Here is a 21,261-nt window from a genome sequence, read left to right as displayed (position 1 = left end):
TCAATCGCCTTCCTCATCATCCATGCCGCCTTCTGGACACAAGTCTGATCTGGACCAAGCTGGGCTTGGCGATCGTTTCGATGGTTCCGTCGACGCGACATCGCTTGACGACGTCTCCCCTCACCCACCGGGAGATCAGGTCGACCGTTCCGTCGTCGTCGGCGAGGTCATCAAGTCGACCTCGCTGTGGGCTCTGCGCCTTTTTGTTATTTGTGTATTCCTCTATGCGCTATTCCGCATGGCTGGAAACTTCTGGCGCGGCATCCTGCCGATTCTGTTGGCACTCATTATCTGTACTGTGCTCGCACCTGTCGCAGGATGGCTACGGCGCCATCACGTACCGAGTTCACTTGCCGCTGTACTGACTATCCTCGTTTCCTTCAGCGGGTTGGGTGCGCTTTTCCTTTTCATTGCGCCTAACTTTGTGCGCCAATCACAGACGCTGTATCTGCAGACCGCAAACGGTATCCAGGCTCTTCGCTTGTGGGTACAACAGCCACCGTTGAACCTTAACGAGGATGAGATCGGAACCTACATCGACGAGATCGCCCTGTGGGCACAGAAGCAGGCAGGCTCCATCGCCGGCTCCGTCTTTAACGGCATCGGCCAGGCCACTTCCATGATTGTCACATTGATGGTGGTCCTGGTCCTCACGTTCTTCTTCCTCAAGGACGGCCACCACTTTCTGCCCTGGCTGCGCGAAGCCACGGGGCGCCGCACCGGCTGGCACCTCACCGAGCTTTTGACCCGCGGTTGGAACACCTTGGGCGGCTTCGTCCGCGCGCAGGCTCTCGTATCGCTAGTAGATGCCGTCTTCATCGGCATCGGCCTCGCGATTATTGGCGTTCCGCTCGCGCTGACATTGGCCATCATCACGTTTATCGCAGGCTTCATTCCTTTTGTCGGCGCCATCGTGGCCGGCGCCCTGTCCGTGACGATTGCACTGGTCTCGCTGGGAGTCACGAAGGCGTTGCTCGTCCTTCTTCTGGTCTTGGTGGTCCAGCAACTTGAGGGAAACGTGCTTTCCCCATGGCTGCAGTCCAAGGCCATGAACCTACACCCAGTGGTGGTCTTAACCTCCGTCACCGTGGGTTCTGCACTCTTCAATCTCGTAGGTGCATTCCTGGCGGTACCGGCCGCTGCCATGTTCGCGGTTGCCTACCGCTATTTCCAAGACATGATGAAGCTGAAATCCGGAGAGAAAACAGCCGAAGAACTGCACTTTGCTACCGTCGCCGGCTTCCTCATCGGTCGCTACACCCAGGAGCAGGGCGAACATAAGCGCGCCGAGTGGCTGACAATGCCGGATCACAAAGCCCCCAATGCGGCGCCTGCCGACGTTGCACACGAAGGCGTGGGAGACAGGCTCGACGACGCAGTCAACATGGATGCCCGGCCCAATAACATCGGTGACGAGGAGGCCCCTGCATCGCGCGGTGCCCGCGCCCACGTTGTTCGAGGTAGCGTCCAGCGAGCAATGTCCCGTTTCGAACACTTGTTGCATCCAGACAAGAAGGATTAAACCGGGATGTCCTGAGCACGTGCAAGGGTGGTGAGCATGTCTACTGCCTTGCCCGTGCTTTTGTTGTTTTTCGGCGTCATCCTGGGAGCCATCCTCGGATGGTTGGCACGCGCATATAGCTCTAGCTCATCCCAGCCTTCTGCCGAACACCGCGCCCTCCAGGAATCACAGCGCCGCCAGGCAGAGCTTGCCCCGCTGGAAAAGGCGATGGATAGGTTGGGCTACCAGCTGCAGGAGCTCGAGGAAAGCCGCGCCACGGAACTCGCAGCGTTGTCGAGTCAGGTCCAGGCTGTGACGCGTACCTCCACGAAACTAACCGACAGAACCGACAAGCTGGTTGGCGCACTACGCTCGCCGAACGTGCGCGGCCGATGGGGAGAGATGCAGCTCGAGCGCGTGGTTGAAATCGGCGGCATGCTCAAGCACGTCGACTTTAATACGCAGGCCACGGCCCGAATTCAAGGCACCACGGTCCGCCCCGACCTAGTCATCCACCTCGCGGGTGGGCGCAGCGTCATCGTAGATGCCAAAGTCCCCTTCTCTTCCTATCTTGATGCCCTTGAAACCGAGGACCCGGAAGAGCATGCGGGCTATTTAAGACGCCACGCGCATCTGTTGCGCAATCATGTCCAGGCGCTGGCCCACCGCGACTACATCGAAGCCTTTTCTCCCACGCCGGAGTTCGTGGTGCTCTTTGTACCGGCGGATCCTTTCCTCGATGCCGCGCTGGGCGTCGACCCCGAGCTCTTGGAATTCGCCTTCGAGCGCAACATTGTCATCGCTACCCCGAGCACGCTCTTCGCACTTTTACGCACTGTTGCTCTGGGCTGGCGCCACGAGGACCTCTCCGAAAAGGCCAGGGAAGTCCAGAGGCTTGGCAGCGAATTCTACTCCAGGCTGGGCACGCTCAACGAGCACTACAACAAGGTCGGCCGCAGCCTGGAAAAGGCAGTCGAAGCCTACAACTCGAGTTTGGGTTCCTTGGATTCTAGAGTCGGTGTCACCGCGCGCCGCTTGTATGAGCTAGAAATTCCTGCGCGCACCGACCGACGCCCCGTGGAACCCCAGCCGGTACAGGCCGAACCACGTCGGCCGCGTTTCGAAGATTAACTATTAGGCAATTAATTTCGCCACATTCGGCCAAGAAAATACCGAAAGGGCCAGCAAAGCCTGTAGAATCGTCCGGCGTGTCACTTGCCAAAAATCGAAACCACCGAGCCAGACGTGAATCTGCCGCCGTGCACGGGCTAACGCTGCCCAAGGCCCTCTTTGGTCTGGTAGCTGCGTTAATCGTTGCAGCACTCATCACGATCGTCGTGGGTTCGATCGGCTGGCCATTTTTCGCCGTTTTCACGCTCGGCGCACTCGCCATGACTTTCTTGGTCAACCCCCGCGGGTTGTATCTCTTGGTGATCAGCATCCCCTTGCTGTTTACGGTGGCCATTGTTTCAACATCGTGGATTTTGGCCGTGCAAGCGGCACCGGAAGGGGCCTCCCCATTCTCCACTACCTCCCTTTTGACCACAGCTTTCCCATTCCTCCAGCGCTTTCCGTGGCTGATCATCGTCTTCCTTCTGTGTGCTCTCCTTGCCGTGTTTAGGCTGTGGAACGGCAAGAACAATGCCAAGTCACGCAACGTCAAAGCCCAGGTTGCCCGCCGCGCTCAACAAAAGGCAGAAAGACGCAATCGTGATGAGCGACTTTCCGTTGCGGAACTCATCGCCCGCGATAAGAAGGCGAAAGAAACAGCTCGTCAGCGCACCGGACGCCTCCGGGAAATGGACCGCGAAGAGCGCCGGCGACAGCAAGCAGTCGAGCGCGAGGCTCGCGAGCGAGCTGCGAGCGTTAGCTCGGCGGAATACGACGACTCCGATTTCGCCCCGCGTCGCCCGGATCCGCAGCGCCGCGCAGGTGACGTCGACAAGCAGCCTGCTAAAGAGCCCAAGGCCAAGCCAGCTTCTCCCCTCGACGAGAACCTCTACGAGGACTAGATTCTGCCGCGAAGCAAGAGACAGAGAAAGACCCGACTCCCCTCCTTGACTGGAGATGAAAGTCGGGTCTTTCAGTGCCTTTAGCGCGGTATCTAAGTTTCCGGCCTTAAGCCTTAGCGCCTTGTGCAGTACGTGCTGGGCGCAGCTCACGCGGCAGGGAGAACTGAATGGTCTCCGTGGACGTCGTAACCTGCTCGACGTTGGAGTAGCCGCGCTCGTCGAGGAACTCGAGGACCTCGCGCACAAGCAGCTCAGGTACGGAAGCGCCACAGGTAACGCCTACGGTCTCCACACCTTCCAGCCATGCCTCATCAATCTCGCTCGCGAAGTCAACGAGGTGGGAAGCCTTAGAGCCTGCCTCCAGGGCAACCTCGACGAGACGCACAGAGTTAGAAGAGTTCTTGGAGCCCACGACGATCATCAGATCGCACTTCGGAGCGATATTCTTCACCGACTCCTGACGGTTCTGGGTGGCGTAGCAAATATCGTCTGAAGGCGGGTTCTCTAGGTGCGGGAAACGCTCGCGCAGCTGGTTGACGATGGTGATGGTCTCATCCACCGAAAGCGTGGTCTGGGACAGCCAGATGAGCTTTTCTTCTTGGAGGAAATCAGGCAGCTTGGCGACGCCCTCTACACCATCAACGAGGTGCGTTACCTCAGGTGCTTCACCGGCGGTACCTTCGACCTCCTCGTGGCCCTCGTGCCCCACGAGCAGGATGTGGTAGCCGTCACGGTGGAAACGACGTGCCTCGTTATGCACCTTGGTCACCAGCGGGCAGGTAGCATCGAGCGTGAGCTGCTTACGGCCCTCAGCCTCAGCACGCACGGCAGGAGCGATGCCGTGAGCAGAGAAAACCAGGTGTGCACCCTCCGGTGCTTCGGAGGCTTCTTCGACGAAGATGACGCCGCGCTTGGCCAGGGATTCCACAACGTAGCGGTTGTGGACGATCTGCTTGCGGACATAAATTGGGGCGCCGTACTTCTCCAGCGCCTTCTCCACTGTCTCAACTGCGCGATCGACGCCAGCGCAGTAGCCGCGCGGTGCCGCCAGGAGAACGTTCTTGCCAGTCTCAGTCATGGCCTCCAGAGTATCTAAAAGTCGTAGACAACAGTAGATTGGGTGGCTTATCCTCGTGCTACGAGAGAGTGTGAGGAGTACAGCACGAGTACTGCACTGAAGTGTCCCAGGTTTTGTTCTGTTTGAGTAGACGGGCGAGTCTTCGAACTTGCCGAAGAAGTTTGATCAGCAGGCAATGGACGCAGGCCGCTCGACGAGAGAATCACCAGCTGCAGGACACTAATGAGTTGTTGAAGGCCGCTTCGGCTTGTTCGCGTCGGAACCAGGCCCGAAACGTCGGAAACTAGGGCATTGCCATTAGCCGCGAGCAAACAGCCCGGCTGAAGTCGAAGCCGAATTTTTGGGAACATCACCCCGGTCAAGAAACAATGGAAATCAAGGCAAAAGCCGAGGAACAAAACCCAGGGCACTTCACACAACAGGGCGTGACCGGTAAATACGCCCGAGCTCGCAGCCCCGGACGGTCACGTGTCCGGCAAGGGCAATAGACTATGAGGCATTCAACGCTGTGCAGAAAGGCTGCTTTGTGAATCAACCGGCAAACTCCCCAGAGACGCCCTGGCCCGTTGGCAAGGTCAATGACCAAGTCAAGGGCTGGATTGAGCGTCTCGGTTTTCTTTGGGTAGAAGGCCAGCTGACCCAGGTAAACGTCAAACGCTCATGGAAGCTTTCCTATCTGACGTTGCGCGACGTCGAACAAGAAAAGTCCGTGCAATTAACCTGCCCCACGGACATGGTGCTGAAGATGCCCACGCCGCTCAAAGATGGCGATCGAGTAGTGGTCTACGGTAAGCCAGCTTTCTACGCTGGACGCGGTTCGTTCTCCCTGTGGACTACTGAGATCCGTCACGTTGGGGCGGGTGATCTCTTGGCCCGCATTGAGATGCTGCGCCAGCAGCTTGCAAAGGAAGGTCTTTTCGATCCTTCCCGCAAGCTGCCGCTTCCCTATCTTCCGCACAAGGTCGGTCTGATTACCGGGCGCGGTTCTGCGGCCGAACGCGACGTCTTGGCAGTGGCCAAGGACAGGTGGCCGGCCGTTCAATTCCACGTCATCAACACCGCGGTGCAGGGTGCCAATACGGTGCCGCAGGTGATCGACGCTCTCCAGACTCTCGATGCTGACCCAGAAGTCGATGTCATCATCATCGCGCGTGGTGGCGGATCGGTAGAAGACCTCCTCCCCTTCTCCGAGGAAGCCCTGCAGCGTGCGGTGGCATCCGCTCATACCCCAGTGGTCTCAGCCATCGGGCACGAGCCAGACAACCCAGTGCTGGACAACATCGCAGACTTGCGCGCCGCCACGCCTACCGACGCCGCCAAGCGCGTCGTCCCTTCCGTCGCCGAGGAGTACGCCTTGGTCGATGAGGCACGCTCCCGCATGGCAGCGGCCCTGCGCGGCTGGGTTGAGCGGGAAAGACGCGGTCTGGAAAACATTCGCTCCCGCCCAGTTCTGGCAGACCCAATGACGCCGATCAATGCTCGCCGTGAGGAGCTGGAGCGTTCCCGTGCATTGATGAATCGCGACATCCACTACCTGCTGGATAAAGAAGAAAATCGCATCGCGGCCTTGCGTGCGCAGGTTTCGGCGCTTGGCCCCTCAGCCACCTTGGAGCGCGGTTACTCAATCGTGCAGGTAGTCCCCCGGGATGGCTCAGGTCCTGAGGTTGTTACTTCTTATGAGCAATCGCCTCCAGGATCGCAGCTGCGCATCAGGGTTGGTGACGGTTCCATCACCGCAGCGGCCATGGCAGCTAAGCCCGCGGACTAAGCAACTAGCCATAGTTTCAAACCAAGACAGCAACCCAAGACAGCTACGAAGAACACAACCACAAGATAAAAGGTAGAGGGAAATATGAATGACACCATCGGTTCCGGCACCCCGGGCCAAGATGCTTTTCCGCCAGTAGAGCAGCTCTCCTACGAGCAGGCTCGTGATGAACTCATCGAGACCGTAAAGATCCTGGAGCTCGGCCAGATGGGGCTCGACGAATCACTGAAGTACTGGGAGCGCGGCGAGGCTTTGGCCAAGGCCTGCGAGGCGCACCTTGATGGTGCAGCGCGCCGCGTCGAACAAGCGCTGGGCCGTGTAGACACAGAGTCGGAGGCTGGGGAATCGCCAGCAGACGGCTCCCCAGACGAGTCCCTTGAAGAAAACCCCGAGGATGAGTTCTAATGCAGATTTACGGCTACCCAGGTGACCGCGTCGATTTCGTATCCAAGTCAGGTTCCGCAGGTTCGCTCCTGTTCGGAGATCCCCGCAACCTCGCAGAGGAGTTTTTCGGCACACCGCACACTGCGTCCGAAGATGAAATCTCTTACTTCTCCGGGTCCATCGTCTTAAGCTTTAGTGAGGACAAGCTGCGCTCGGTAACCATCCATCCGCAGAAGTCGAAGCGCGAACGCGTCGATGTCTACTTAGCTAAGACCCGTTTGAGCGGTTTAGACGAAGAAACCCTCGCACAGGCAGTGGAAACTGCTGGCGAGGGCGTCACTACCAGCTACGAAGAGCAGCTGGAATTTGTCACTTTTAGTTAGTTGGTGCAGGTACCCCAGACGGAGCGCTCTCGGCGTTTCCATCTTCGCTGGGGTGAAGCACTGGGGCTTCGGCAAATGCCTTGAGCGCTGTCTCGTAGTCGGCGTCTGCGGCAGAGCCAGAAAGGATCAGTCGGGCATCGCCTAGGTCCGCAATCCACAGCGGGCGCACGTCCGCGTCTTCGCTCTCTAGAACCTTAACTTTGAGACCGGCGACTTCTCGCTCGGACTGCTTCGCACGGTAGTTAGAGTCATAACCCTTTTCAGCTTCCTCAGCAGAAACCTTGATCTGAGTCGACTCAATGTAGCCCTCGTCAGCAGTCAACCAACTGACAACCGCCGCGTTTTCACCAGCGACAGCGGACCTACGGGCCGCGGTTGGTGACCAGCCCTCCGGCATCTTCGGTTCACGAATCACCGAACCGGTTGCACGCGCCTCCATCTCCAAAAAGGTCTTGGCGTCCACGTTTTGGATGGGGCCAGGCTTGGTCTCTGGGTTGATGGTGCACAAACCGGTTGCTCCCACAACCAGGAGCATCGCGATGACGGTCACTCCCAAAGACAAGATGATGTCTTTGGCGCCCTCGAAAATTTTGGGTTTCTCTTCAGCTGCCACGCAGTCCAGTATTCCATGCACACTGTTGCGTAACGAAAAGCCACGTACTTAAAGAAGAATCACGAACTCTCGAAAACCGATATGCAGCAAGTTTCCCAGTCAGTTGCCCCCGGATCGGGCAAAAGCCCTCTTTCGGGGGCACAAAGCGGACTACAAATCGATGCAAAAGTGCAAGAATAGAAAGGAGTGCCCTGGAAGCTCCCAGCGGCCGCAAGAAAAATGAATGGAAGGCAGCCTAAACACATGTCCGAAAACACTTCTTTCATGCCAGATCGCAACCTTGCAATGGAGCTGGTTCGCGTCACCGAGGCCGCAGCGTTGGCCTCCGGCCGCTGGGTCGGCCGTGGCAAGAAGAATGAGGGCGACGGCGCAGCTGTGGATGCAATGCGCAAGCTCATCAACTCCGTTGCCATGAACGGCGTTGTTGTCATCGGTGAGGGCGAAAAGGACGAAGCTCCAATGCTCTTCAACGGCGAAGAGGTTGGTACCGGCGAGGGCGCAGCCATGGACATCGCGGTTGACCCAGTTGACGGAACCCGCCTGATGGCGGAAGGCCGCCCGAACGCCATTTCCGTTATTGCTGCCGCTGAGCGCGGCACGATGTACGACCCATCCGCAGTCTTCTACATGAAAAAGATTGCCGTCGGCCCTGCAGGCGTGGGTTCTATCGACATCAACGAGTCCGTTGAGTGGAACATCAAATCGGTGGCCAAGAAGCTCGGCATCAAGCCGGCTGACCTGACGGTTGTGGTCCTTGACCGTCCACGTCACGAGCAGCTCATCAGCGATATTCGCGCAGCTGGCGCAAAGGTCCGTCTCATCATGGACGGCGACGTCGCAGGCGCCATCGCCACCTGCCAGGACTCCAACTCCATTGACCTGATGATGGGTATCGGCGGCACCCCAGAGGGCATCATCACCGCATGCGCAATGAAGTGCATGGGCGGCGAAATCCAGGGCAAGCTGTGGCCTAAGGATAAGGCCGAAGCGGAAAAGGCTCGCAAGGCCGGTCACGACCTCGACCGTGTCCTTAAGACCGATGATCTGGTTTCTTCTGATAACTGCTACTTCGCAGCAACCGGTGTTACCAACGGTGACATGCTCCGCGGCGTCTCCTACCGTGCAAATGGCGCAACCACCCGTTCGTTGGTCATGCGCTCCAAGTCCGGCACCATTCGTTACATCGATTCCGTTCACAAGCTGGCTAAGCTGCAGGAATACTCCGTTGTTGATTACTCCAACGCGGCCGACGCCTAAGTCTTAGCGGCAAAAGTCCTGCGGATTTTCTCCGGAGGACTCTTGCTGATGCACGCCTAACTTTTGGGGGCGTGCATCTTGCACATTTGCGCGCTTTTTAGTCCATACTGGATGAAGTGAATCGTGCCGCCCACACCACACACGGTGCCGGGCAACACAATTCTGCTAAATCGTATTCCGCATCCACTACTTGCAGATTCGTTCGATCCTCTTCGACGTCTGGAAGCTGTGGGCGGACAGCGAAATGAACATCTTTATTCAACACATTCTATTGAGGTGGATTTCATGACTGAGTACCGCATTGAACACGACACCATGGGTGAAGTGAAGGTTCCGGTTGACGCGTTGTGGCGTGCACAGACCCAGCGTGCTGTAGAGAACTTCCCGATTTCTGGCCGCGGCCTTGAGACTGCGCAGATTCGCGCCCTCGGCCTGCTCAAGGCAGCCTGCGCCCAGGTCAACAAGGACTCCGGCGCGCTCGATGCAGAGAAGGCTGATGCCATCATCGCTGCCGCAAAGGAAATCGCTGAGGGCAAACACAACGAGGCTTTCCCGATCGACGTCTTCCAGACCGGTTCTGGTACCTCCTCCAACATGAACACCAACGAGGTTATCGCTTCCATCGCCCACAACAACGGCGTGGAGATTCACCCGAATGACCACGTGAACATGGGCCAGTCCTCCAACGACACCTTCCCAACTGCTACCCACGTGGCAGCTACCGAGGCCGCAGTCAACGACCTCATCCCGGGCCTGAAGGTTCTGCATGCATCTCTTACCGAGAAGGCAAAGCAGTTCGCGGACGTCGTTAAGTCCGGCCGCACCCACCTGATGGATGCAACCCCAATTACCTTGGGCCAGGAATTCGGTGGCTACGCTCGCCAGATTGAGCTCGGCATCGAGCGCATCGAAGCTGCCCTGCCTCGCCTAGGCGAGCTGGCTATCGGTGGTACCGCAACCGGCACCGGCCTGAACACCTCCGCTGACTTCGGCGCAAAGGTAACCGAAGAGCTCAAGAAGCTCACCGGTGTCCAGGAGCTCAAGGAAGCTGAGAACCACTTCGAGGCACAGGCGGCTCGCGACGCCCTCGTTGAGTTCTCCGGCGCAATGCGCACCGTTGCAGTCTCCCTCAACAAGATTGCTAACGACATCCGCCTGATGGGCTCCGGCCCTCTGACCGGTCTCGCTGAGATCCACCTCAGGGATCTGCAGCCGGGCTCCTCCATCATGCCGGGTAAGGTCAACCCTGTTCTGTGTGAGGCTGCCACCATGGTTTCAGCACAGGTTATCGGTAACGACGCAGCCGTCGCTTTCGGTGGCGCTAACGGCCACTTCGAGCTCAACGTCTTCATCCCAGTAATGGCTCGTAACGTACTCGAGTCCTCCCGCCTGCTGGCCAACGTCTCCCGCGTCTTCGCCGAGAAGTGCGTCGATGGCATCGAGGCTAACGAGGAGCGCATGAAGAAGTTCGCTGAGTCCTCCACCTCCATCGTTACCCCGCTGAACTCCAAGATTGGCTACGAAAACGCAGCCAAGGCAGCTAAGCACGCCCTGCACGAGAAGATGACCGTGCGTGAAGCTGTCATCGACTTGGGCTTCGTAGACGGTGAGAACCTCACCGAGGCTGAGCTGGATGAGCGCCTCAACGTTCTGTCCATGACCAACCGCGAGCGTGACCGCTTCTAAAAGCCATGACTTAGCACCGCGCTAAGTCCGCTACGACCAAGGCCTTTCTACGCCCTCAACTGAGATTCTGGGCGGAGGAAGGCTTTCTTCTTTCCTCGTCTACAGACCTAGGCACAATCGGAGGAATGCACTCACGAAACGTCGGCCGTAATGCCCAAGCCGCAGCATCCGATGCTGCTAAATAAGCAGCGCGTGGCGGTGCGCCCGGCGAAGCGTCGAACTCCGGCGCCATGGCGACCATTGCCGAGCAGCCTTTCGGCGCCGCACTTCTCATCATCACAGCCATTGGTTTCTCCCTTAATGGCTGCTACTCCATTGCTCGTGCGAAATACACCAACGAGAACTAAACCAAGGTATGCAAACAACCCCTAGGACCTAGATCACACCCTTCCGCTCGTCGTTTAAGAATCACCGAAGTTACACTTGGTGCAAAGTTGCATCGAGTGTAAAGTTGCACAATGTGCAAGAAGAAATGTCATTACGCGAGCAGAAGCGCCTCGAAACGCGGCTGCGCATCGAAGACGCGGCCACTTCCCTAGTGGACAAGCGCGGATTCTCCGCTACCACGATCGAGGAAATTTGCGAACATGCAGGAATTTCTCGGCGCACGTTCTTTAACTACTTCGATTCTAAAGACTCTGCTGTGCTCGGTTCCCCGAGCGAGATGTTTTCGGACAATCAGCGGACGTATTTCCTTAAAACTCCAACTGAAGATCTTCTGCATCTGACCGTTGAACTCGTCAAGAACCACATGCACGGCCACCACGCCAACCATGAAATTGCTGCGAGACGCCGTCGCATTGCAGGAGACCCGGACGCGGCCGCGGCGTCGTTTAGCCGCAAGCGAGCCAAGTCCACGGAAATCGCAGAACTCATCAAGCTGCGACTCGAGAAGAACCCCGAGCTCAGCTTGTGCCCGGATGTTCTGCCGGAAACGGAGGCGCTGCTCATCGGCGCCATCGTTCGAGAAGCGCTATGGATTGCCACCGCTTCCCCTGAAATCAACTGCGCAACCCCATTCGAGGATCGCCTCGACGACGCATTAAAACTCGTGATTAATTTTTCCAAAGGACTGAAATGGTAGACACCGCACTGACTCCGGCAAATAATGTCGGTGCAGCCGAGCCGGCCAAGGCCGCAGCTGCAGAAAAGAAAGAAAACAACGTCGGTTTGGTCTTCTCCGCCCTCGTGCTCACCATGCTGATGAGCTCTTTGGGCCAGATGATCTTCTCCTCTGCTCTGCCTACCATCGTCGGTGAGCTCGGCGGCGTGGACCACATGAGCTGGGTCATCTCCGCCTTCTTGGTCACCATGACCATCGCCATGCCGATCTCTGGCAAGTTGGGTGACATGGTGGGCCGCAAGTGGCTCTACATCGGCGGCATTGCTGTCTTCGTGATTGGATCCGCGCTTGGCGGCTTCTCCAACACGATGAACTGGCTCATTGTTGGCCGCGCAATCCAGGGCTTCGGCGCTGGATTCATGATGATTTCTTCCCAGTCCATCATCGCTGAGGTCACCACCGCCCGTGAGCGCGGCAAGTTCATGGGCATCATGGGCGGCGTCTTTGGCCTGTCCTCCGTGCTTGGCCCAGTCCTTGGCGGCTGGTTCACGGATGGGCCTGGTTGGCGTTGGGGCCTGTGGATGAACATCCCGCTTGGCCTACTCGCAATCACCGTCTGCACGTTGGTCCTGCACCTGCGCGTTGGCGATACCGATTTGCGCAAGTTCGACGTCTTGGGCGCAACGTTTATCGCAATCACCACTGCTTCCCTCATTCTCATGACCACCTGGGGCGGCACTCAGTACGAGTGGTCGGACCCAATCATCATTGGCCTGGGAATCACCGTTGTCATCGGCGCCATCATCACCGTGATCGTCGAGTCCAAGGCGAAGGAACCGCTCATCCCAGTGCACCTGTTCAAGAATCGCAACATGGTTCTGACCACTGCTTCGGGCACTGTTCTGGGCCTCGCTATGTTCGGCGTGCTCGGCTACATGCCTACCTACCTGCAGATGGTTCACACCCTTACCCCGACCAAGGCAGGCCTCATGATGATTCCGATGATGGTCGGCCTCATCGGAACTTCCACCATCGTGGGCTTCATCATTGCTCGCACGGGCCACTACAAGATGTACCCAATCATCGGCCTTATCATCACCACGGGCGCATTGTTCTGGATGTCTAAGCTGACCGTTGCTACCGCCCTTACCCAGCTGGGCGCTGAGTTCTTTGTCTTCGGCGTGGGCCTTGGCTTCGTGCAACAGGTTCTGGTCCTCATTGTCCAGAACTCCTTCCCCATCGCTTTGGTTGGTACTGCAACTGCGGCAAACAACTTCTTCCGCCAAATCGGCGCTGCGGTGGGAGCTTCCCTGGTTGGCTCGCTCTTCATCCACAACATGAAGGATGAAATGGCAAAAAATATGCCAGCCGCAATCCAGTCCATGGGTCCTGAGGGCGCGCAGTATGCACAGCAGTTCGCAGCCGCAAGCGGCGGTTCTTCCCACTTGACTCCTTCCCTCGTTGCACAGCTTCCGGATGCAATTCAGTCCGTCATCCTGAATGCCTACAACGACGGCCTCACCCCAGTCATCCTGCTGATGGTCCCACTAGCCATCGTGGCGCTGCTTCTCGTGCTTCCAATTACTGAGGAACACCTCAAGGAAGAAATCTCCTAGCGGCACCCTCTCTAGGACGGTAGCTTCGCAACCGATACGTCAAAATCCCCGGCTCAACAGCCAAAGTACCTGTTGAGCCGGGGATTTTTGCTATATCTCGCTAGTGAGTGCCCTCAGCAAATTCCTCAACGATCTTCGCATTGAACGCAGGAAGGTCATCCGGGGTGCGGGAAGATACGAGACCCTGATCGACGTGGACTTCTTCATCCACCCAGGTTGCACCTGCGTTTCGCAGATCCGTTTTGAGCGACGGGAACGACGTAAGAGTACGGTCCTTAAGCACGTCAGCGTCAGTAAGAATCCAACCGCCGTGGCAGATAACGCCCAGTGGACGGCCTGCCTCAACGTGCTTCTTCACGATTTCCACTGCGGCTTCGTCCATACGAAGCGCATCTGCATTACTCGTGCCACCAGGGAGCACGATTCCGTCGAACTTCTCACCCCGTACATCAGCAGTGGTTGCATCGACGTCGACGCTTGCGCCTTTCTTACCGCTAATGGTGCCTGCCTCAGGGGCAATGACCTTGACGGTTGCACCCGCCTCGCGAACGGCATCGGCCGGCGACGTCAGTTCGGAATCCTCGAAACCGTCGGTTGCGATAATGGCAATTGTCTTAGTGGAAAGATCCGCCATGATTTACTCCTTAGTGTTTCGTTGCTAAGTACAGATCCCACCATAACCGCGACTCGCAGTTCTCGCAGAGCCGAGGAGCCCATCCCTGTCAACGGCATGCCGGGCGTCAAGCTCCTGTAATTCAAGCTCTTCGCACATTGAGAACAGCAAACACAGAGTTGGTACCTAATCGGCTACTGGTTGCGCCGCCTTACGCTTTTCCTCCGGCTTAGGAAGCAGCAGCTCATAGACGTCGGTATCGCGCCACTGGCCCGCCAGTTCGCCGTACGTCATCTTCGCCATGTGCGAGTAAGTTCCAACCTTGACGAATCCGCGCGACTTGTGCAGGCCTGCCGAGCCTTCGTTCTCCGGGAAAATCCAGGAGTGAATGGCCCATTTATGCAGGTCGATGCAGGTCGCAATGAGCTTATCCAAAAGAGCACCTGCAATACCGCGCCCCTGTGCCTGGGAACTGATATAGATGGAGTCCTCAACAACGCCGTGGAACACCGACCGGGAGGAAATCTGGGCAGCGGAAACCCAGCCCAAGACTTTGGAGTCATCGTCAGCTTCAACCGCAACAAAGACGGAGGACATGATCTTTGCCTTGGTGAATTGCTCAAGGGTAAGCGAACGCGTCTCATACGTCGCGTGGCCGGTGTTCAGGCCCTCTTCATAAATCGCCCGCATTTGGGGATAGTCGGCCGTGACGAACGGACGAATAGTGAAATTCTTCGCGGGTTTGTTTTCTGTCATGTTCTTTATTATTCCAAGACGGTTGCCTATACGGCTATATAAATAATGCAGCGTTAGCTAGCAGTGATCATCCCTGGTTACGTGGGATAGACGCGACGTCGCCAAGCACTGTGTGCACGGCTTATGTTTCGTTTTCCAACAAGTCCGTGACCAGCTCCGCGATGGCCGAGCGTTCCGATCGCTGCAACGTGATGTGCGCAAAGAGCTCATACCCCTTGAGCTTCTCAATCACCGCCTGGACACCATCGTGGCGGCCCACGCGTAGATTGTCGCGCTGGGCGACGTCGTGAGTCAGCACCACGCGCGAACCCTTACCCAAGCGGGAAAGAACCGTGAGCAAGACATTACGCTCCAAAGACTGCGCCTCATCCACGATGACGAATGAATCGTGAAGGCTGCGGCCGCGAATGTGCGTCAGCGGCAGGACCTCGAGCAAACCGCGATCCTGCACTTCCTCCATCACGTTGTCAGAGACCAGCCCCTCCAAGGTGTCGTAGACCGCCTGCGCCCACGGATTCATTTTCTCGACCTCGGTGCCTGGCAGGTAGCCCAGGGACTGGCCGCCCACTGCATACATCGGGCGGAAGACCACTATGCGGCGGTGCTCCCTCCGCTCGAGAACTGCTTCCAGTCCTGCGCACAACGCCAGGGCTGACTTACCTGTACCGGCGCGTCCGCCCAAAGATACGATCCCTACATCGGAGTCCAAGAGGAGGTCCAACGCCACTCGCTGCTCTGCTGAACGGCCCTGCAAGCCGAATGCATTGACTTCGCCGCGGACCAGGCGAATAGTGCCCTCTGCTGTAACACGCCCCAACGCCGATTGACCGCCAGCGTTCAGAGTCACACCGCAATGCACAGGCAGCTCTTCTACGGCAACGCCTGCCTCAGTCAGTGCACCATCGACCATGACTTCCCCATCACGGTAGAGCGCATCAACGACATCAGTCGAGGTATGTACTACGGCCATGCCCGTGTAACCAGTAAGCACAACGTCCTGTGCGTGATACTCATCCGCGGGGAGCCCAACCGCGCCGGCTTTGACACGCAGCGGTACATCCTTGGTTACCAGTACCGTGTCCTTGCCCTCGTGAGCCAGGTTCAACGCACACGCAAGGATACGGTGATCACCTTCGGACCCACGGAATGCTGCTGGCAGCAGGGACTGGTCTTGGTGATTGAGCTCTACGCGCAGCGTTCCGCCATCAATGTTTACTGGAACCGGCTGCTCCAAGGCGTCATAAGAGCCGCGAAGGTCCTCCAAAAAGCGAAGAGCTTGGCGGGCGAACCAGCCAAGCTCAGGGTGATGACGCTTTCCTTCCAACTCGGAAATGACAACGATAGGAAGGACCACCTCGTGCTCTGCAAATTTGCGCAGCGCCCACGGGTCTGAAAGAAGGACGGAGGTATCAATAACGTAGGTCTTGGTGGCCACAGCGCCCGGGTGCATCGATTCGGTCAGGACGGACGGGTTAGTCATGATGGCAGGGTTCTCCCTTTAGCTGCCACCTCCCCGCGTGACTCCGCGGGCTCTGCGCAATGTCAGCGCCGCATGGATTGCGAGAAAGTAGCGATAGTGAAGCTGGTTAATTTTCGAAACCCCAAGAAGTTCCGCCAGGGTGATGGTCCTCGCCGATAGCTTTCTTCTTGGTTGTCTTCCAAGCTAGGGGCCGAAGGTTGAAATTACATGGGTGAAAGATGAACATTGCGAAAACGCGAAAATCCCTTGGCTCTTTGAACCAAGGGATAAAGCGGTGAAAGCTTAATCGACGAGCTTATTCAACGGTAGCTTCGTACTCGCCGGAGGCACCCTTCATCCACTTGATGGTGCCGTTGGTGAACTTCTGGACCCAGCCGTTGCCTTCTGCCTGCTCAGGAGCGGTCGGCAGACCAACCTTGTTAGCAAGGCCGCCCTCGCCCTTCCAGGTTTCAGCGATCTTACCGATGATTGGCTGCGCACCAGACTCTTCGTTGAAGGCAAGCAGCTTGTCTTCCGCGAAGGTTGCTAGGGAACCGGCGTCAGTGTTCTCGATGCTCTGGACATCGCCCCACTCGCCAGCCTTCTCCTCGATTGCGGAAGCGAATGCTGCCGGAACCTCAAAATCGCCTGCTGGGGTGTTAATGGTCTTCTTCTCGCCGGAGTCCTTGCCCGCAGCGTTCTCGCCATCCTTGCCCTCAGAAGCATCTGCACCCTCAGAGGCGTTAGCGGCGTCGGAAGGATCCGCATCCGCACCCTCAGATTCAGACTCAGAGCCCTTCGCGCCAGTTGCGTCAGCGACAGCGGAACCAGCCTTCTCGGTTGCCTCGTTGGCTGCAGACTTAGCTGCGTCACCTGCGGAGTTAGCTGCGTCCTCAGCGTCGGAGCACGCTACTAATGCAAGCGAAAGGGAAGCTGCTGCGAGCCCTGCTGCGAAACGGCGGGTGATCTTCTGCATGAGTTACGTCCTTTTCTAAGTTTGTTTTCGTAGGAACACAATTCACGCTACGGACGGAAGGCTCACAGCAGCCACCTAATTTTCCGCGATTTGACAAGGAAAATGGCCTATTTCCGTCGTTTCCCCCGCTGAGAGGATTCCTTACTTTTTGATAACAGATAATTTTTTCGTCCCTGAACAGCTCTTTTGTTACCAGCCTGTGACCCACCGCTGGTCTTTTTCTTAGCATTGTTCTGCTTGTGCGCCTTGCCTTGCTCCTTGGCCAGAGCCTCCCGGCGCGCCTGCTTTGCTTTGGACTTCTCTCGAGCACTGAGTTTTACCGCGGTACCGCGCGAAGAATTTTTGGTGCGCCCCTTGGCCACGCCAACGAAAGCCTGGACGTCATCAGCATCGCGTTCCTTTGGCCACACCAGCGCAATAGCGGTCCGCGCAACGGTTGGATCATTAAGCCCCAGCGGGACCACCTGCTTTTTGCTCAGCACCTTGAGCAAAGGCCGCGGCGCGATGACGATACCCACGTTCGCGGCCACCACCTGGAGTCCTTCCCGGACCGCGGGAACATCGACCAGTGCGTCATCGCCAATGCGATAGTTCACGTACTCATCCGCCACGTCCGCAGGCTCCACATCCTCCCCTACCTCGGCATAGACGGAGTCCTTCGGCACGGCGATGCCCACGGCTTCTTCATACAGGCGCACCATATGGAAGTCATCGCTAATGCGCTTGTCGACGCCGTCCGCCGGCACGCGCGCCAGCGCCAAGTCGGCGTCGCCCGCCAGTAAGGTGTCGATGGCATCGTCGGAGTCGACCGTGGTGAGCTCACCGTAGTCCGGGTTCGACCGGTAGCGCTCAAACCATTTTCCTGGTTCGGTTCCGGTACTAAAGACGAGTCGCAGCATGCAGACAATATTAGACAATACTACTGGGTGCTATCGCGGGCATCGTTACGCGGCGGGCACAGCACCACCGGGATAACACGAGCCCTAACTTGCGGCATGACATAGGCATGACATGTACTGCGCAATACTGCTACCGTAGGCAACGTGAATGACATGAATAAACAACCTTCCGGCACCGCTATGCGCGCTCAGACCGCTGCTAAGAAGCTGGGCATTTTCCTGCCCGCTACCCCGGAAGAATTCCAAAATAACGCAGTATCGCACGCGGAGCTGCGCGAATTACAGGACAATCCGCCGGAGTGGCTGGTCAAGCTGCGCCTTGAGGGTCCGCACCCACGCCCGGTAGTCGCGCAGAAGCTCGGCATCTCGGTCACGGCTCTTAAGAAGAATGACGTGGATCGTCCGATGACCACCGCCGAGATCAAGGAGCTCCTCGCCGAAATGCCAGAGTGGCTGGAGGCTGCCCGCAAGGCACATGCCGAAAACCGCGATGGTTCGGGCGGGTCGGAAGACTAAGCTCCAGCAGACAAAAGCGGGGGAGCTACCGCGCGGTTACATCGACCGCGCTTTCCCACAGCCGGGCGTTGATGCGCCCGGTTTTTGTGTTTTCTGGGTCTGCTGTGTTTGCTGGGTCTGCTGTGTGTGCTGCTGCCTGCACCATCTTGCCCTCGACAATCCATCGGGTAACTCGCGTCCAGCCATGCAAAGCGCTCGCGCACCAGGCTTGCAGCTCCAGCGCTTCCGCAAGCCGAATCTCCGCCCGGCGCGGTTTAGGCATCAGACCTGCCTCAACCGTGGCGCGCAGCGTGGTCGATTCCAGCACCCAATTCGCGGGCCCCATGGCAGGCCCCTCCTCGTCGAAAAATATGAGAGCAGCGTTGGCCGCCTCGTGTACTACACCATCTGTGCCATAAAGGAGCACGTCATCCGCGCCATGGCTTTGGGCTTCGGCGCGCAGCGTGCCCAGCAGCGCTAGGTCCGGGCCCTTGGTCAGCGGATGTATGCGCGGATCAGGTGTGGGAGGTACCCACAGCGTGGTTTCAGTGCGCAGCCGTGGCGCCGGGCGCCACACGACGCCGCCGACCGTCACGCGGGGGAACCACTCGCCGTGCTGCGGGGCGTCGTCAAGCGCTGGGTAGCCCGCGCCAAAGCGCGCGCGATGCAGGTCCGGGCGGATGGCTCTCCTCTCCCGTACAAGGAAGGAATCCACCCGCGTATCGACAAGCGCCTCATTTTGGGCCGCAGCTTTATCCTCACTATGCACCATGACTGCCACCTTGCAGCTGCGCAGGGCTAAGCCCCAGGTGATTGAGAAGCGGGCGGGCCTTGACCATGGTTTCTTCCCATTCGGCTGCCGGATCACTCACGGCGAGGATCGCGCCGCCCACTCCGTAATAGGCACCTCGCTCATTGCTCACGACGGAGCGGATGACCATGGAGAAGTCCGCAGTACCGGTCAGCGAGAGGTAGCCGTAGGCACCCGAATAGACGCCACGCCACGTGCCCTCCAGTTCACTGATGATGCGCATCGTGCGTTCCTTGGGCGCGCCTGTCATGGAACCACCGGGAAAGGCCGCGCGGATGGCATCAACCGGGCTGGCGTTGGTCTTGAGCCGTCCGGTCACCTCGCACATAAGCTGATGCACCGTAGCGTAGCTGCGCACCTCAAAGCCACGTGGCACCGTGACGCCATCGCACACGCGGGCCAAGTCATGGCGAACCATGTCCACGACCATGAGCAGTTCAGAGGTGGTCTTGGCGTCCCGCAGCAGCTCCTTGTGCACAGCATCTTCTGCGGGGTCCGCGCTGCGCGGGCTGGTTCCCTTAATCGGTGTTGAGGAGACCATGCTCCATTCGTCGATGCTCAAGAAGTGCTCAGGCGACGTCGAGAGCAATGCGTTTCCAGCAAAGCCCAGGTATCCCGTGCGCTTGCTGGGATTGTCTTCGCGCAGCTTCATAAAAGTCTCCAGCGGCTGCGGCAAAGGTTCCAGCTCAATACGGTTGGTCAGGCATACCTCGTATGTCTCGCCACGTACCTCAAAGTCTTGCGCTGCTGCGATGAGGCGCAAGTACTCCGCCTCGTCATGTATGAGCCTGCCCGAGGATTCCCACGGCTTTGATGTCCCCGTCTGAGCTTTAACTGGTGGCAAATCCCAATCGGCATCGTCCGCGAAGCTCAACAAATAGGTTTTGTTCTCTTCATGATCAATAACGATTGCTCGATCGCAGAACACGAACTCCGCGTCCGGGCCAGGTGCCGGCGGGAAGGCGGTATGTGCCTCCTCGAGTCCAATCTCGTATCCCAGGTAACCCACCCAGCCCAGCGCAAAGTCGCAGCCTGGAATGGGCGCGCCGACGCGCGGTGGCAGGACAAACTCTTCGTATTCACGCGCAGCATGATTAAAGAATCCCGCATCATCCCCTGCTGAAATTGTGTAACTCAGATGCCGCGCACGCGGGCCTGAATCGTCGCCCAGGATGCTGAACCGGCCAGCGTCTAGCCAAAAGACATTGCCGCGCAGTCTCCTGGCGATGTCTTTGATCGGCAGCGGCTCGTCGAGGGTACGCACCGCAAAGTACTCGGCCGCATAGTAGCGCCGGGCGAGTTGGAGGAAGTTGGCTATGAGCCGCTCCCCTGCGTCCGTCATCAGGGACTCGGGGTGAAACTGCACGCCCCAGCGCGGCAGGCTGCGGTGCTGGATCGCCATGACGAGGGTGTTCAAGGAAGCGTCGTGGGGCACATCAGTGGCGCGACAGGTGGCGGTGACCTCGAAGCATTCAGGGACTTCGTGAGTGACCAGGGAGTGGTAGCGCACCACTCTATACGGGTTTTCAAGGCCCGCGAACAGGCCAGTCCCGTCATGGTCAACGTGGTCAACCACGCCGTGTGCAGGGGCGGGGGCTGGGCCGACTACACCGCCTTCTAGGTGCACCATCGCTTGGAGTCCAAGGCACACGCCGAGAATAGGACCGGCGAACTCGCGCAGCACATCCGCGCTGATTCCCAAGTCAGCAGAGTTGGCCGGGGTGCCTGGCCCGGGTGAGATGATGGCGGCGTCGTAAAGCGCCAGATCCACCTGGGCCCACGGGGTGTCATTAGGCACCACCGTAGGCTCAGTGCCAGTCACCCGCCGAACGTAGTCCACGAGGTTGAAGGTAAAAGAATCGTGATTATCGACGATCAGCAGGTGCATGGC

At 58.2% G+C, this 21,261-nt stretch carries 20 protein-coding genes and 1 pseudogene; 12 read left to right on the top strand and 9 right to left on the bottom strand.

Annotation, left to right across the window (positions count from 1 at the left end):
• Window positions 1-22 precede the first annotated feature (22 nt).
• The 3 genes from HMPREF3153_RS01730 (at window position 23) to HMPREF3153_RS01720 (ending at window position 3,513) form a co-directional block, all read left to right on the top strand.
• Window positions 23-1,522 (top strand): AI-2E family transporter, encoded by a 1,500-nt coding sequence (locus tag HMPREF3153_RS01730; protein WP_005529925.1) that lies wholly within the window; start codon window positions 23-25, stop codon window positions 1,520-1,522.
• Between the two features lie 36 nt (window positions 1,523-1,558).
• Complete coding sequence (locus tag HMPREF3153_RS01725; protein ID WP_049152258.1) at window positions 1,559-2,632, top strand: DNA recombination protein RmuC; 1,074 nt, start codon at window positions 1,559-1,561, stop codon at window positions 2,630-2,632.
• A gap of 77 nt (window positions 2,633-2,709) precedes the next feature.
• Window positions 2,710-3,513 (top strand): DUF6542 domain-containing protein, encoded by an 804-nt coding sequence (locus HMPREF3153_RS01720; RefSeq protein WP_141276832.1) that lies wholly within the window; start codon window positions 2,710-2,712, stop codon window positions 3,511-3,513.
• A gap of 106 nt (window positions 3,514-3,619) precedes the next feature.
• Here the strand turns inward: HMPREF3153_RS01720 and HMPREF3153_RS01715 are convergent, their stop codons facing one another.
• Window positions 3,620-4,591, bottom strand: a complete 972-nt coding sequence (locus tag HMPREF3153_RS01715; protein WP_005529931.1) for a 4-hydroxy-3-methylbut-2-enyl diphosphate reductase — start codon at window positions 4,589-4,591, stop codon at window positions 3,620-3,622.
• Between the two features lie 526 nt (window positions 4,592-5,117).
• Here HMPREF3153_RS01715 and xseA point away from each other — a divergent pair.
• The 3 genes from xseA to HMPREF3153_RS01700 all read left to right on the top strand — a co-directional run bounded on the left by xseA (window position 5,118) and on the right by HMPREF3153_RS01700 (window position 7,126).
• Complete coding sequence (gene xseA, locus HMPREF3153_RS01710; RefSeq protein ID WP_070419852.1) at window positions 5,118-6,359, top strand: exodeoxyribonuclease VII large subunit; 1,242 nt, start codon at window positions 5,118-5,120, stop codon at window positions 6,357-6,359.
• An 84-nt stretch (window positions 6,360-6,443) separates the two neighbouring features.
• Complete coding sequence (locus HMPREF3153_RS01705; RefSeq protein ID WP_046645456.1) at window positions 6,444-6,764, top strand: exodeoxyribonuclease VII small subunit; 321 nt, start codon at window positions 6,444-6,446, stop codon at window positions 6,762-6,764.
• The gene (locus tag HMPREF3153_RS01700) at window positions 6,764-7,126 is read left to right on the top strand and encodes a hypothetical protein (protein WP_046645455.1); all 363 of its coding nucleotides are present in this window, start codon (window positions 6,764-6,766) and stop codon (window positions 7,124-7,126) included. Before HMPREF3153_RS01705 ends, HMPREF3153_RS01700 begins: the two co-directional genes overlap by 1 nt.
• On the opposite strand, the gene HMPREF3153_RS01695 is transcribed toward HMPREF3153_RS01700, so the two are convergent.
• Window positions 7,119-7,739 (bottom strand): DUF4245 domain-containing protein, encoded by a 621-nt coding sequence (locus HMPREF3153_RS01695; RefSeq protein ID WP_070419851.1) that lies wholly within the window; start codon window positions 7,737-7,739, stop codon window positions 7,119-7,121. The two genes, HMPREF3153_RS01700 and HMPREF3153_RS01695, sit on opposite strands and share 8 nt — an antisense overlap.
• A gap of 243 nt (window positions 7,740-7,982) precedes the next feature.
• Between HMPREF3153_RS01695 and glpX the strand changes: the two genes are divergently transcribed.
• The 5 genes and pseudogenes from glpX (at window position 7,983) to HMPREF3153_RS01675 (ending at window position 13,361) form a co-directional block, all read left to right on the top strand.
• A complete protein-coding gene (glpX, locus tag HMPREF3153_RS01690; protein ID WP_070419850.1) occupies window positions 7,983-8,996 on the top strand; it encodes a class II fructose-bisphosphatase in 1,014 nt (337 codons plus the stop codon).
• 285 nt (window positions 8,997-9,281) lie between these two features.
• Window positions 9,282-10,682: a class II fumarate hydratase gene (locus HMPREF3153_RS01685; RefSeq protein WP_049062676.1), complete on the top strand. Its 1,401-nt coding sequence runs from the start codon at window positions 9,282-9,284 to the stop codon at window positions 10,680-10,682.
• Between the two features lie 197 nt (window positions 10,683-10,879).
• Window positions 10,880-11,029: pseudogene (locus HMPREF3153_RS12325) on the top strand (DUF1206 domain-containing protein); the annotation flags it as partial.
• A gap of 125 nt (window positions 11,030-11,154) precedes the next feature.
• The gene (locus tag HMPREF3153_RS01680; RefSeq protein ID WP_188310943.1) at window positions 11,155-11,766 is read left to right on the top strand and encodes a TetR family transcriptional regulator; all 612 of its coding nucleotides are present in this window, start codon (window positions 11,155-11,157) and stop codon (window positions 11,764-11,766) included.
• Entirely contained in the window at window positions 11,760-13,361 is a 1,602-nt protein-coding gene (locus HMPREF3153_RS01675; protein WP_070419849.1) for an MDR family MFS transporter, read from the top strand. Before HMPREF3153_RS01680 ends, HMPREF3153_RS01675 begins: the two co-directional genes overlap by 7 nt.
• 100 nt (window positions 13,362-13,461) lie before the next feature.
• Here the strand turns inward: HMPREF3153_RS01675 and HMPREF3153_RS01670 are convergent, their stop codons facing one another.
• From HMPREF3153_RS01670 to HMPREF3153_RS01650, 5 genes are all read right to left on the bottom strand, one after another.
• Window positions 13,462-13,995, bottom strand: coding sequence for a type 1 glutamine amidotransferase domain-containing protein (locus HMPREF3153_RS01670; RefSeq protein ID WP_005529947.1), 534 nt, complete (start codon window positions 13,993-13,995; stop codon window positions 13,462-13,464).
• A 165-nt stretch (window positions 13,996-14,160) separates the two neighbouring features.
• Complete coding sequence (locus tag HMPREF3153_RS01665) at window positions 14,161-14,730, bottom strand: GNAT family N-acetyltransferase (protein ID WP_049063205.1); 570 nt, start codon at window positions 14,728-14,730, stop codon at window positions 14,161-14,163.
• A gap of 121 nt (window positions 14,731-14,851) precedes the next feature.
• Window positions 14,852-16,210: a PhoH family protein gene (locus tag HMPREF3153_RS01660; protein ID WP_070419848.1), complete on the bottom strand. Its 1,359-nt coding sequence runs from the start codon at window positions 16,208-16,210 to the stop codon at window positions 14,852-14,854.
• A 295-nt stretch (window positions 16,211-16,505) separates the two neighbouring features.
• On the bottom strand, window positions 16,506-17,165 hold the full coding sequence (locus tag HMPREF3153_RS01655) for an LGFP repeat-containing protein (protein WP_070419847.1): 660 nt from the start codon (window positions 17,163-17,165) through the stop codon (window positions 16,506-16,508).
• Between the two features lie 107 nt (window positions 17,166-17,272).
• Window positions 17,273-18,064 carry a LysR family transcriptional regulator substrate-binding protein gene (locus HMPREF3153_RS01650; protein WP_083280919.1) on the bottom strand — a complete coding sequence of 264 codons (792 nt, stop codon included), beginning with the start codon at window positions 18,062-18,064 and terminating at the stop codon, window positions 17,273-17,275.
• Window positions 18,065-18,217: 153 nt separating this feature from the next.
• Between HMPREF3153_RS01650 and HMPREF3153_RS01645 the strand changes: the two genes are divergently transcribed.
• Entirely contained in the window at window positions 18,218-18,580 is a 363-nt protein-coding gene (locus HMPREF3153_RS01645; protein WP_181814969.1) for a DUF5997 family protein, read from the top strand.
• A gap of 25 nt (window positions 18,581-18,605) precedes the next feature.
• Here the strand turns inward: HMPREF3153_RS01645 and HMPREF3153_RS01640 are convergent, their stop codons facing one another.
• Complete coding sequence (locus HMPREF3153_RS01640) at window positions 18,606-19,331, bottom strand: aminotransferase class IV (RefSeq protein WP_070419844.1); 726 nt, start codon at window positions 19,329-19,331, stop codon at window positions 18,606-18,608.
• Window positions 19,321-21,258, bottom strand: a complete 1,938-nt coding sequence (locus tag HMPREF3153_RS01635; RefSeq protein ID WP_070419843.1) for a chorismate-binding protein — start codon at window positions 21,256-21,258, stop codon at window positions 19,321-19,323. Before HMPREF3153_RS01635 ends, HMPREF3153_RS01640 begins: the two co-directional genes overlap by 11 nt.
• Window positions 21,259-21,261: the final 3 nt, after the last annotated feature.

It is taken from the genome of Corynebacterium sp. HMSC06C06 (assembly GCF_001807295.1).
Classification (GTDB): domain Bacteria; phylum Actinomycetota; class Actinomycetes; order Mycobacteriales; family Mycobacteriaceae; genus Corynebacterium; species Corynebacterium striatum.
Note: the sequence above shows the minus strand (reverse complement) of the source record. Positions and strands in the feature narration are given on the sequence as shown.

Coding starts and splice junctions, on each gene's coding strand:
- HMPREF3153_RS01730 (WP_005529925.1), top strand. CDS start 23: ATGCCGCCTTCTGGACACAAGTCTGATCTGGACCAAGCTGGGCTTGGC.
- HMPREF3153_RS01725 (WP_049152258.1), top strand. CDS start 1,559: ATGTCTACTGCCTTGCCCGTGCTTTTGTTGTTTTTCGGCGTCATCCTG.
- HMPREF3153_RS01715 (WP_005529931.1), bottom strand. CDS start 4,591: ATGACTGAGACTGGCAAGAACGTTCTCCTGGCGGCACCGCGCGGCTAC.
- HMPREF3153_RS01705 (WP_046645456.1), top strand. CDS start 6,444: ATGAATGACACCATCGGTTCCGGCACCCCGGGCCAAGATGCTTTTCCG.
- HMPREF3153_RS01700 (WP_046645455.1), top strand. CDS start 6,764: ATGCAGATTTACGGCTACCCAGGTGACCGCGTCGATTTCGTATCCAAG.
- glpX (WP_070419850.1), top strand. CDS start 7,983: ATGTCCGAAAACACTTCTTTCATGCCAGATCGCAACCTTGCAATGGAG.
- HMPREF3153_RS01685 (WP_049062676.1), top strand. CDS start 9,282: ATGACTGAGTACCGCATTGAACACGACACCATGGGTGAAGTGAAGGTT.
- HMPREF3153_RS01680 (WP_188310943.1), top strand. CDS start 11,155: ATGTCATTACGCGAGCAGAAGCGCCTCGAAACGCGGCTGCGCATCGAA.
- HMPREF3153_RS01675 (WP_070419849.1), top strand. CDS start 11,760: ATGGTAGACACCGCACTGACTCCGGCAAATAATGTCGGTGCAGCCGAG.
- HMPREF3153_RS01670 (WP_005529947.1), bottom strand. CDS start 13,995: ATGGCGGATCTTTCCACTAAGACAATTGCCATTATCGCAACCGACGGT.
- HMPREF3153_RS01665 (WP_049063205.1), bottom strand. CDS start 14,730: ATGACAGAAAACAAACCCGCGAAGAATTTCACTATTCGTCCGTTCGTC.
- HMPREF3153_RS01660 (WP_070419848.1), bottom strand. CDS start 16,210: ATGACTAACCCGTCCGTCCTGACCGAATCGATGCACCCGGGCGCTGTG.
- HMPREF3153_RS01655 (WP_070419847.1), bottom strand. CDS start 17,165: ATGCAGAAGATCACCCGCCGTTTCGCAGCAGGGCTCGCAGCAGCTTCC.
- HMPREF3153_RS01650 (WP_083280919.1), bottom strand. CDS start 18,064: ATGCTGCGACTCGTCTTTAGTACCGGAACCGAACCAGGAAAATGGTTT.
- HMPREF3153_RS01645 (WP_181814969.1), top strand. CDS start 18,218: ATGAATAAACAACCTTCCGGCACCGCTATGCGCGCTCAGACCGCTGCT.
- HMPREF3153_RS01640 (WP_070419844.1), bottom strand. CDS start 19,331: ATGGTGCATAGTGAGGATAAAGCTGCGGCCCAAAATGAGGCGCTTGTC.
- HMPREF3153_RS01635 (WP_070419843.1), bottom strand. CDS start 21,258: ATGCACCTGCTGATCGTCGATAATCACGATTCTTTTACCTTCAACCTC.